This window comes from Kitasatospora sp. NPDC036934 (genome assembly GCF_055608425.1).
The window spans coordinates 274,858-284,679 of the sequence record NZ_JBVJQR010000014.1 but is presented as its reverse complement, the minus strand read 5'-3'; the positions used below and the strand labels follow the sequence as shown (position 1 = coordinate 284,679).

The following is a 9,822-nucleotide window of genomic DNA, read 5'->3' as shown; positions in this document are numbered from 1 at the left end:
CGGGGTCGAGTTGTGAGGGGCCACAAGGGCTTCACGGGGGTCCAGGCGGGGGACCAAACAGGGCGTGGTCGCCCCAGGTATGGGGAGCCACCACGCCCTGTGTGCGAGGGTCGGCGTCGACGTCGATGTCCGTCACCACGTACGTCCAGTCACCGAGTTCCCTCAGGCACCCGACGCTACTGCCGTCGCTGTCGCCGCAGCGGGCCTTCGCTCCGGTGAAATCGGTGGCAGAGCGCCCGGCGGTGCGGAAGGATCGCCGGGTACGGCCCTTGGTGCGCTCGGCTCCGCCGGACCCGTCACGGAGCATCGATGATCGGCTCGGCCTTCCACGGCCGGCCGGAGAGGACGCGCGTGTCACTCGCCCTGGAAGACCGGCTGGCCATCACCGAGTTGGTGTCCCTGCACGGCCACGTGGTCGACGACGGGAGCCTCGACCGGTTGGCGGAGGTGTTCACCTCCGATGTCGTCTACGACCTCACCGACTTCGGCCAGGAGCCGCTGAACGGACTCCCGGCCGTCCGGGAGGCGGCGTGGGCGCTGGGGGCGGCCAACCCCGTCGCGCACCACGTCACCAATGTCGTCGTCACGGAGGCGGCCGACGGCCGGGTGCACGTCCGGTCGAAGGGGCTCGGCATCCGGGCGGACGGCTCCTGCGGGTCCGTCTCGTACGACGACACCGTGGTGCGCACGGCGGAGGGCTGGCGGATCGGCCACCGCAGGGTGACGGCACGGCGTGCTCCCCTGGGCGGGATGCCCCGGTCCGACTGATCGGGAGCGGTGAAGGGCCGTCAGGGGATCAAGACGTGCCCGGTCGTCGCGTCGACGTGGGACGGGACGGGGTCGTGGCGGTCGCCGACGCTCGGGGTGCCGGTGGGTTCGAACATGAGGATCGCGGCGCCGGTCGGGGCGTGCGGCTTGTGCTCCGTACCGCGCGGGACGGTGAACACGGCGCCCTTCGGGAGCACCACGGTGCGTTCGCCGGCGGGTTCGCGCAGGGAGATGCGCAGTTCACCGTCGAGGACGAGGAAGAACTCGTCGGTGTCGTCATGGGCGTGCCAGAGGTACTCGCCCTCGACCTTGGCGATGCGGACGTCGTAGTCGTTGACGCGGGTGACGATGCGGGGGCTCCACAGGGCGTCGAAGGTGGCCAGGGCCTGGTCGAGGGCGATGGGTCGGTTGCTCATGGGCCCATCCTGGGCCGTCGCGGGCGCCCGGGGTGAGTGCTAGAAATGGCACATGTCGCAAGGATCCTCGCAGTCCGCACGCCCGGCGGGTGGCGTGCACCGGGTCGTCGTGATCGTCGACGAGAACTCGAACCCGTTCGAACTCGGCTGTGCCACCGAGGTGTTCGGGCTGCGCAGACCGGAGGTCGGCCGGGACCTCTACGACTTCCGGCTCTGCTCCCCCGAACCGGGCGTCCTGATGCGGGACGGGTTCTTCACCCTGACCGGGGTCGCCGGGCTGGAGGCGGCCGACACTGCCGACACCCTGATCGTGCCCAACCGCCCCGACGTGGAGGTGCCCCGCCGGCCCGCCGTGCTGGACGCCGTCCGGCGGGCGCACGCACGCGGCGCGCGCCTGGTCGGCTTCTGCAGCGGCGCGTTCACCCTGGCCGAGGCCGGGGTCCTGGACGGGCGCCGGGCCACCGCGCACTGGCAGTGGGCGGATTCCTTCCGGGCCCGGTTCCCGTCCGTCCGACTCGAACCGGACGTGCTGTTCGTGGACGACGGCGACATCCTGACCGCCGCGGGCAGTGCGGCCGCGCTCGACCTCGGGCTGCACCTGGTGCGCCGCGACCACGGCGCCGAGGTGGCCAACGCGGTGAGTCGACGGCTGGTGTTCGCGGCCCACCGGGACGGCGGCCAACGGCAGTTCGTGGAACGTCCGGTGCCCGAGCGGCCCGACGAGTCACTGGCCCCACTGCTGGCCTGGGCCCAGGAACGGCTGGACGCACCCCTCACCGTCGCCGCCCTCGCGGCACACGCGGCCGTCAGCCCGGCGACCCTGCACCGCCGCTTCCGCGCCCAGTTGGGCACCACCCCGCTGGCCTGGATCACCGGCGAACGGCTCGCCCTGGCCTGCCGGTTGATCGAGCGCGGCGAGCCCCGACTGGAGACGGTCGCCCGACGCAGCGGGCTCGGCACGGCGACCAACCTGCGCGCGCTGATGCAGCGCGAGACGGGCATCTCCCCGTCGGCGTACCGGCAGCGGTTCGGGCCGGGGGGCGAGTTGCCGGCGGGGGTGAGCTGACGGCGAGCGCAGCGGCTCGGCGCCGCGAGGCCTCCTTCCCGATCTTCGGATAGTCTGCCCCGACTCAGCGGGCATCGGAGAGGCGACGACCCACACACATGGAACCAGGGAACGCACCGTCCACGCAGGCGGGTCGGCGGGTCGGTCTGGGCTGTCTGGGGGCCGTTCTGACCCTCGTTCTCGGCTTCGCGATCATGACCCGGCAGAACGACAACATCCTCGACACCTGGACCTACTGCTCGGGCTATGCCACCGAGGTCGCGGTCGACACCTCCCCGCACTCGGGCGTGGAGGTCGGCGGGGACCTCACCACGCTCCGGATCCTGCTGTACGGCCTCTCCCTGCCCGTCGGCTTCGGCCTCGGCCGCCTGCTGACCTGGGGACGCTCGCGCCGGGCCGCGATCATCGTCGGCTGCCTGCTCGGCGTGCTGCTCTGCGCCGCCCTCTTCGTCGGAGACTTCGCCCTCCACAACGGGGAGGCGCCCGGCTTCTACCTCCCCGAGCGCTGCCCCGGCGGACACCCGCCGTGGTGGCCCGGCTGGCTGCCGATGCGCGTCAAGTAACTGCCGCTGCGCGTCGGGTGAAGCCGTACCCCCGCGAACGGGCCGCCGGAGCGGCGTGTCATGCTGACCGGCACCAAGCGACCATGATCACGGTCGCTGCAAGCAGAGGGGAATGCCGATGCGGCTCCCGTGGCGTCGACGTCCCGTCGGGCGCTCCCAGCGGCTCCTCGACCTCGCGGGCGTCAAGCCCGGAGCGGTGGACGGCACCGACGACCTGGAGGTCTGCCGACAGGTCGCCTTCCGGGCGGCCCGCCGGGACCACGGCGCGACCGCCGAGATCCTGGCCGCCGTCGAGGACCTGCTGGCGGACGAGGCCGAGTACAAGTTCGTCGTCGCGTTCCTGGAAAGCCTCCAGAACCTCGCGTCCCACGGCCTCGACACGTTTCGGCCGCTCGACGGGATACGCCCGATGCTCGGGCCCCGGAGCGCGGTCTGCTGGGACACCGTGACCGACTTCTGGTCCGCGGTGGCCGACTGGCGGGCGGGCACCGGCGTAGCACTGGAGTCCTCCGACCGGATCCTCGGCGTCGAGAACGAACAGCTGCGGATGCTCCTGTGGACGACGAACCGGACCCTCGCCGGTGGCGAGACGCTCGGGCTCGCCGACGCGGTGCGCTACGAGAAGGCCGTCGGCTCGCCCATCCCCGGATACGGCCACATCGAGGTCGCGCTGAGCATCGCGGCGCGCGACGGGGCCTGAGCGGACTGGGCGGACTGACCCGTAGACCTCCCGCACCACCCTGCACCGGGGCGCCCGAACGGGTTTGACCTTGTCACCGTGACAAGGTGTCCACTTGGGTGCAGGAGGTGGTCCCGATCAACGCCACGAACGTGAACCCGAACGTGAACCCGAACGAGCAGCACACCCGCATGATCCGCGCCCTGGGCGCCGAGGACGCGTCGGTCCGGCTCCAGGCCGCCCTGGCGGTCGGCTCGGACCCCGGCCCCGGCCTCCTGGAGCCGCTGGTCCAGCGGTGCGCGGTCGAGCCGGACTTCTTCGTACGGGACATGCTGTCCTGGGCGCTGACCCGCCTGCCGCCTGAGCTCACCCTGCCCCGGATCCGCCGGGAACTCGACTCGGAGCGCCCCCAGGCCCGCAGCCAGGCGCTGCACACGCTCTCCAAGATCGGCGACCGGAGCGCCTGGCCCTGGATCACCCGCGACCTGCTGCGGGACGCCGACGACGAGGTGGCACGCACCGCGTGGCGCGTCGCGGTCGTCCTCGTCCCGGAGGACGGGAGGGAGGACCTCGCCGACGAACTGGTCCGACAGCTCGGCCGCGGCGACCGCACTGTACGGCTGAGCCTGAGCCGGGCCTTCGTCGACCTCGGCCCGGTGACCGGGAGCGCCCTGGAGAAGGCGGCGGCCGACCCCGAGCCGGCCGTGGCGGCACACGCCCGCGCCACCGTGCTGCTCCTGCGGGACCCGGAGGCCGGGTTCGACGCGGCCGTCTTCGAAGCGCAGCGGCTCGCCGCACTGGGCCCGGAACGAGCGGCTGCCGTCGAGGCCGCGGCGGTAGGCCCGGAGGCCCTGGAGTGCTGATCGGTGATGTCGCCCGCCGCTCGGGTGTGAGCACCCGGATGCTCCGGCACTACGACGCCCTCGGCCTGGTCCGGCCGACCGGCCGCACCGTCGGCGGCTACCGCGAGTACTCCGCCGAGGACGTCCGCAGGATCTTCCACGTGGAGTGCCTGCGCTCCCTCGGGCTCTCGCTCAAGCAGATCGGCCGTGCGCTGGAGGATCCCGCCTTCACGCCGTCCGAGCTGGTCGGCGACCTGATCCGGTGGACGGAGGACCGCCTGGCGCGGGACCAGGAGCTGCTCGGGCGGCTCCGCGCGGTCGACGCCTCGGCGCCCACCGGGTGGCAGGACGTGCTGCGAATCGTCGAGCTGCTCCAGGGGCTCGGCTCCACCAGCGCCACGCGCCGGCAGCAGGCCGTGCTGGCCCGGCCGGAGGGCGCGCCGGTTCCGGCCGAGCTGCTGGCCGGGGCGGTCCTGTCCGAATCCGACCCCAACGTCGCGGGCGCGCTGCGCTGGGCACTCGCCCGGGCCGGCGGCGACGGCGTGCCGGAACTGGCCGCCGGTCTGCGCTCGGAGGACGTCGACGTCCGGCGGCGCGCGGTACGGGCGCTCGCCGGGATGCCCGAGGCCCCGGGCGCGGCCACGGCCCTCGCGGACGCCCTCGGGGACGAGGACCCGACGGTGCGCGAGCACGCCGCGCTGGCGCTGGGCCGGCGCGGCGTGACTGCGGCCGTACCGACGCTGGTCGCCATGGTGGTCGAGGGCTCCCACGACGTCGAGGCGGCGGAGGTCCTGGGAGCCCTGGCCCGGGACGGTGACGCCGAGGACCGGATCACCACCGCGCTGGCCGACCGACTCGCCGCCCACACCCTGGATCCGGTGACCCGGATCCGTCTCACCCAGGCCCTGGTCGAACTGCCGGGACCGGCCGCGCACGCGCTCCTCCACCAGCTGGCGCGGGACGAGGACCACGCCGTCGCCCTCGTCGCCTCGGCCTTCCTCGGACTCCTCGGAGGAGTCCCCGAAGGAGTCCCCGAAGAGGACCTCTTCGAGAACCTCGAAGAGCACTCCCCCGAGGGCGGCGACGGCGACGGCGAGGCCCCCTGAGGTCCCCCGCCGGCGGCACCGCCCGGGGCCGCTACCGCGACGCCGTCAGCCGGCCCTCCGCCACCGGCACGGACTGCTCCCGCCCTGCACGCCCTCGGTAGGCGAGCCAGCCGCCCAGCACGGCCAGCGCGGTCACCGGCCAGGTGGAGATGCTCAACGGGCCGGCGAGCAGCGGATCGACGAGACGCCCCGAGACCTCGCGGGTCAGCGGCAGCGCGAACTCATTGAGCGACAGGTGTGCCGCGACGGCCGCCCACACCGACCCGGTGGACAACCGGACGGTGGCGATCACCGTTCCGAGCAGCACGGCGGTCACCATGGCGACGGCTATGCCGAGCAACACCGAATGGCCGGGGTAGCTCCCGCCGAGCGCGGTCATCGGGACGTGCCACGCCCCCCAGATCGCTCCGCCGATCAGCAGGCCGCGGGTCCTGCCGTACCGCAGCAGCCGGGGCAACAGATAGCCCTGCCAGCCGAGTTCCTCGCCGAAGTACAGCGGCACGGACAACAGCGCGCTCAGCACGAGCGGCAGGACGGTGGCCGGCCCGGGCAGGTGCGCGGGGGTGTACCAACCGACCAGTGTGGCCAGGGTCAGGCCGACGGCGGTGAGGCCGAGCGGGATCGTCAACGCGACCGCGACGGAACGGACTTCATACCGCCACGGGGTGGCCCTGGCGAGTCCGAGGACCCGTAGCGCCTGGCGCGTCCCCCGTCGGCGCACCGTCAGACCGAAGGCGGTCAGCGCCGGCACCAGCATCATCAGGATCATGCACAGCGCCGCGAGCCGCGGCGTCCCTTGCGCGGCGCTCGTCCGGCGGATGCCGTCCACCCAGAGCGGGATCATGGTGACCCACGCGCCGACGAAACCGATCGACAGGAAGAGGACGAGATCGGGGCGCGAGCCGCCCGAAGTGTCCGTTCGTTCCACGGGTTTCACGCACTTCACGGGTTTCATGCAGTTCATGGGTTTCATGGCGGTGACGCTACGAACCGCGGGGTGGCCGGGACGATCGTGCAGGCTCGCCGACCGATGGTGTAGCACACTCCACTGCACCGCGGGCCGAGGAGGCGGAAGACTGGCCACCGTGAACCACTTGTCGATGACGCGGGCGAACACGGTCCGCTCCGCCCGGGCCGCGGGATACTGCGCGACCGTGCTCGTCCGCGCGCTGGCCCTGGTGGTGCTGGTGCCCGTCCTCATGTACTCGGCCGTACTCTGCCTGGTCGGCCCGGGCCTGCTCCTCCTGCCGCACGAACTCCGGCTGCTGCGCCGGATGGCCGACGGCGAACGCGACCGGCTGGGACGGTGGGCGGCGGCGTCGACGGCACCGGCCGGACCGCACACCGGAAGGCGCCTGATGGCGGTGCTGTCCGACCCGGCGACCGGCCGCGACCTGCGGTGGGCGGCGGCCACGACGGTCGCCGGCACCACACTCGGGCTCCTCGGCGTGGCACTGTTCCTGTTCCCGGTGGCCGCGCTCGTGCTCGTCGGCCTGTGGTGGCTGTTCCCCACGGGCGATCCGATCAGGCTCGTCCTGAACATCCCGATCGACAGCTGGGCCTCCGCGGTCTACTCCGGCGTGCCGCAGTTCCTGCTGATCGTGCTGCTCGCCCTCTTCGGCCCGCCGCTGATCGCCAGGCTGGCGGCGTCCCTGAGCCGGTGGCTGCTCACCCCCTCGGCCGCCGCAGTGCTCGCCGAACGCGTGTCGACGCTGGACCGGACCCGCACCGGCGCGCTCGACGCCCACGGCAACGAGCTGCGCCGCATCGAGCGTGACCTGCACGACGGCACCCAGGCCCGGCTGGTCTCCCTGGCCATGCAACTCGGCCTCGCCGAAAGGACCCTGAGCGTCGACCCCTCCGCGGTCGGCCCACTGCTGACCCGGGCGCGGGAGGGCGCCGAGGAGGCGATGACCGAACTGCGTGACGTGCTGCGCTCCGTCTACCCGCCGATCCTCGCCGACCGGGGCCTCACCCGCGCGGTCTCGGCGGTCGTCGCCCGCTGCCCGGTCCCGGCCACCGTGGAGTTCGGCGCGCCCGGGAAGCCCGGCGGCTCTGGCGGCTCCGGCAAACGCGCCGACCCCGCCGACCCCGCCGACCCCGCCGACCCCGCCGACCCCGCCGACCTCGGCGACGTACCGGCACGGATCGAGGTCGCCGTGTACTTCGCCATCACCGAGGCACTCACCAACGCGGCCAAGCACGCCCACGCCGGCTCCGTGTCGGTCACCCTGGCCAGGACCGGCGGCACCCTCCGCGCGGAGATCACCGACGACGGCCACGGCGGGGCGGCCGAGAGCGGCGGCACCGGGCTGCGCGGCATGCGGCAGCGCATCGAGGCGGTCGACGGAGCACTGCGGATCCAGAGCCCGCCGGGCGGACCCACCGTGATCACCGTGGAGTGCCCGTGCGGATCGTGATCGCCGAGGACAACGCCCTGCTCGCGCAGGGACTCACCGCACTGCTGGAAGCCCTGGGCAACCAGGTGCTCGCCACCACCGAGGACGCCGAATCCTTCGTGACGGCCGCCCTCACCCACCGGCCGGACGTGGCCGTGGTGGACGTCCGCCTCCCGCCGTCCTTCACCGACGAGGGCATCAGGGCCGCACTGCGCGCCCGGGAACACGTCCCCGGCTTGCCGATCCTCGTCCTCTCCCAGTACGTCGAGGACACCTACGCCCGAGAACTCCTCGCCGACGGCACCGGCGTCGGCTACCTGCTCAAGGACCGGGTCGCCCGCGTCGACGACTTCCTCGACGCGCTCCACCGCGTCGCGGCCGGCGGCACCGCACTGGACCCGGACGTGGTCCGGCAGTTGCTCGCGACGCGCGGAAGCCCGCTGTCACGGCTCACCGAACGCGAACGCGAGGTCCTCGCGATGATGGCCCAGGGCCACGGGAACACCGAGATCGCCGACCGCCTCGTGGTCACCGAGCGGGCCGTGCACAAGCACATCGGAAACATCTTCGTGAAACTCGACCTCCCACCCGAGGACAGCGGCGACCGCCGCGTCCTCGCCGTCCTCACCCACCTAGGAGCCCCCCAGCGCCGCCCCCACCGGCCCGGTCCGGCTCCAGAACCTCGTCCACGGGGCCATCAACGGCGAGGACTGGAGTGAGGGCTGGGGCATCCCGCTGGAGCAGATCAAAGGTGAGATCGTCGAAGCCGCCCGCGCCTTCCTGGCGCGAGGCGCGGACGGCCTCGCTCCCTCCACGTCAGACTGACCGGCCGCGAGGCTCCTCGACCAGGTCGGACGGGTCGGTGTTGGCGCCGCAGAGCACCACGCAGACCTTCTCCCCGGGCTCGGGCCGGTAGCCGCCCGGCTGACCGGAGGGGCCGTTCAGCGCGGCCAGGGCGGTGGCGGCGCCGTGCTCGACGACCACCCGGTGATCGTCCCAGAGGGCCCGGCGCGCGCGGACGATCTCCGCATCCGGCACCAACACCGAATGCACATGGCCTAGTTGGGCGACATCCAGGGCCGTGGCGGAGACCCGCCGGGCGCCGAGCGAGTCGCCCGCGACCGAGTCCACCGTCACATCGACCGGGCGGCCCGCCGCCAGGGCGGCGTTCAGCGCGCGGCTGTGCTCCGGCTCCACCGCCACCGTCCGGACGCCGTGCTCCCGGGCGGCGGTGGCGACGCCCGCGAACAACCCGCCGCCGCCGACCGCGACCACCACGGTGTCCACGTCCGGGATCCGCTGGTGGATCTCCTCCAGCAGCGTGCCGGCCCCGGCCGCGATCAGCGGATGGTCGTACGCGTGCGCCGCGAGAGCCCCGCCCTCGGCCGCGAACTCCTCGCACGCGGCCAGCGCCTCGGCGTACTCCGAGCCCACCAGCCGCACGTCGGCGCCGAGGCCGCGGAGCTTGGACACCTTCACCGCCGGCGCCGTGGCCGGCACGAACACCGTTGCCCGCACGCCCTGTTGCCGCGCCGCCCAGGCGCACGCCAGCCCGGCGTTCCCGCCGGAGGCGATGGTCACCCCCGCAGTGGGCAGGGTTCCGGCCTCGCGGTGCGCATGGAGGAAGTTCTGCGCACCACGGGCCTTGAACGATCCGGTGTGCTGCATGAACTCCAACGCCAGCCACAGCTCACCGGGCTGCCCGGGGCGCGGATCGACCGCCGTCAGGGCGACCGGCCGGACGTGCCCCGCGATCCGCTCGGTGGCGGCCTCGATGTCGCCGTACGTGAGGTGGTGCACTTCGCTGCTCCTGCCGATGGGGGATCACGACCAGGCGACGATCATGCCCGTGTCGGCCGGGCTGGGGAAGGGTCCGCCGAGCCCGTCCACGCACACCACTCGCCGGCATCGGACACCACTGCACGAATCATGGCCGCAGCCTAACGAAGTCCCCTGCCCGCCGCGCCCGGCGCCGGGCGCGGC

The 9,822-nt window shown here is 73.4% G+C and carries 11 protein-coding genes; 8 read left to right on the top strand and 3 right to left on the bottom strand.

Features of this window, described 5'->3' with window-relative positions; translation table 11 throughout:
• The first annotated feature begins 351 nt into the window (after positions 1 to 351).
• Positions 352 to 768 carry a nuclear transport factor 2 family protein gene (locus tag ACZ7BZ_RS23300; protein ID WP_470359966.1) on the top strand — a complete coding sequence of 139 codons (417 nt, stop codon included), beginning with the start codon at positions 352 to 354 and terminating at the stop codon, positions 766 to 768.
• Between the two features lie 20 nt (positions 769 to 788).
• Here the strand turns inward: ACZ7BZ_RS23300 and ACZ7BZ_RS23295 are convergent, their stop codons facing one another.
• Positions 789 to 1,184 carry a cupin domain-containing protein gene (locus ACZ7BZ_RS23295; protein ID WP_470359965.1) on the bottom strand — a complete coding sequence of 132 codons (396 nt, stop codon included), beginning with the start codon at positions 1,182 to 1,184 and terminating at the stop codon, positions 789 to 791.
• A gap of 52 nt (positions 1,185 to 1,236) precedes the next feature.
• On the opposite strand from ACZ7BZ_RS23295, the gene ACZ7BZ_RS23290 reads away from it, so the two are divergent.
• From ACZ7BZ_RS23290 to ACZ7BZ_RS23270, 5 genes are all read left to right on the top strand, one after another.
• Positions 1,237 to 2,250 (top strand): GlxA family transcriptional regulator, encoded by a 1,014-nt coding sequence (locus ACZ7BZ_RS23290; protein ID WP_470359964.1) that lies wholly within the window; start codon positions 1,237 to 1,239, stop codon positions 2,248 to 2,250.
• Between the two features lie 194 nt (positions 2,251 to 2,444).
• Complete coding sequence (locus ACZ7BZ_RS23285; protein ID WP_470359963.1) at positions 2,445 to 2,813, top strand: hypothetical protein; 369 nt, start codon at positions 2,445 to 2,447, stop codon at positions 2,811 to 2,813.
• 112 nt (positions 2,814 to 2,925) lie between these two features.
• Positions 2,926 to 3,513 carry a hypothetical protein gene (locus tag ACZ7BZ_RS23280; RefSeq protein WP_470359962.1) on the top strand — a complete coding sequence of 196 codons (588 nt, stop codon included), beginning with the start codon at positions 2,926 to 2,928 and terminating at the stop codon, positions 3,511 to 3,513.
• A gap of 170 nt (positions 3,514 to 3,683) precedes the next feature.
• Entirely contained in the window at positions 3,684 to 4,355 is a 672-nt protein-coding gene (locus ACZ7BZ_RS23275) for a HEAT repeat domain-containing protein (RefSeq protein WP_470359981.1), read from the top strand.
• Positions 4,349 to 5,440, top strand: a complete 1,092-nt coding sequence (locus ACZ7BZ_RS23270) for a HEAT repeat domain-containing protein (protein ID WP_470359961.1) — start codon at positions 4,349 to 4,351, stop codon at positions 5,438 to 5,440. Before ACZ7BZ_RS23275 ends, ACZ7BZ_RS23270 begins: the two co-directional genes overlap by 7 nt.
• Positions 5,441 to 5,471: 31 nt before the next feature.
• Here the strand turns inward: ACZ7BZ_RS23270 and ACZ7BZ_RS23265 are convergent, their stop codons facing one another.
• Positions 5,472 to 6,557, bottom strand: a complete 1,086-nt coding sequence (locus ACZ7BZ_RS23265; RefSeq protein ID WP_470359960.1) for a CPBP family intramembrane glutamic endopeptidase — start codon at positions 6,555 to 6,557, stop codon at positions 5,472 to 5,474.
• On the opposite strand from ACZ7BZ_RS23265, the gene ACZ7BZ_RS23260 reads away from it, so the two are divergent.
• Positions 6,541 to 7,860: a sensor histidine kinase gene (locus ACZ7BZ_RS23260; protein WP_470359959.1), complete on the top strand. Its 1,320-nt coding sequence runs from the start codon at positions 6,541 to 6,543 to the stop codon at positions 7,858 to 7,860. The two genes, ACZ7BZ_RS23265 and ACZ7BZ_RS23260, sit on opposite strands and share 17 nt — an antisense overlap.
• A complete protein-coding gene (locus ACZ7BZ_RS23255) occupies positions 7,848 to 8,558 on the top strand; it encodes a LuxR C-terminal-related transcriptional regulator (protein WP_470359958.1) in 711 nt (236 codons plus the stop codon). The genes ACZ7BZ_RS23260 and ACZ7BZ_RS23255 overlap by 13 nt, the downstream gene beginning before the upstream one ends.
• A gap of 97 nt (positions 8,559 to 8,655) precedes the next feature.
• On the opposite strand, the gene ACZ7BZ_RS23250 is transcribed toward ACZ7BZ_RS23255, so the two are convergent.
• Complete coding sequence (locus ACZ7BZ_RS23250) at positions 8,656 to 9,639, bottom strand: threonine/serine dehydratase (protein WP_470359957.1); 984 nt, start codon at positions 9,637 to 9,639, stop codon at positions 8,656 to 8,658.
• Between the last annotated feature and the right edge of the window lie 183 nt (positions 9,640 to 9,822).

Bases quoted from the DNA above. Each gene is read 5' to 3' on its own strand.
- ACZ7BZ_RS23295 (WP_470359965.1), bottom strand. From the start codon at position 1,184: ATGAGCAACCGACCCATCGCCCTCGACCAGGCCCTGGCCACCTTCGAC.
- ACZ7BZ_RS23290 (WP_470359964.1), top strand. From the start codon at position 1,237: ATGTCGCAAGGATCCTCGCAGTCCGCACGCCCGGCGGGTGGCGTGCAC.
- ACZ7BZ_RS23285 (WP_470359963.1), top strand. From the start codon at position 2,445: ATGACCCGGCAGAACGACAACATCCTCGACACCTGGACCTACTGCTCG.
- ACZ7BZ_RS23280 (WP_470359962.1), top strand. From the start codon at position 2,926: ATGCCGATGCGGCTCCCGTGGCGTCGACGTCCCGTCGGGCGCTCCCAG.
- ACZ7BZ_RS23275 (WP_470359981.1), top strand. From the start codon at position 3,684: ATGATCCGCGCCCTGGGCGCCGAGGACGCGTCGGTCCGGCTCCAGGCC.
- ACZ7BZ_RS23260 (WP_470359959.1), top strand. From the start codon at position 6,541: ATGACGCGGGCGAACACGGTCCGCTCCGCCCGGGCCGCGGGATACTGC.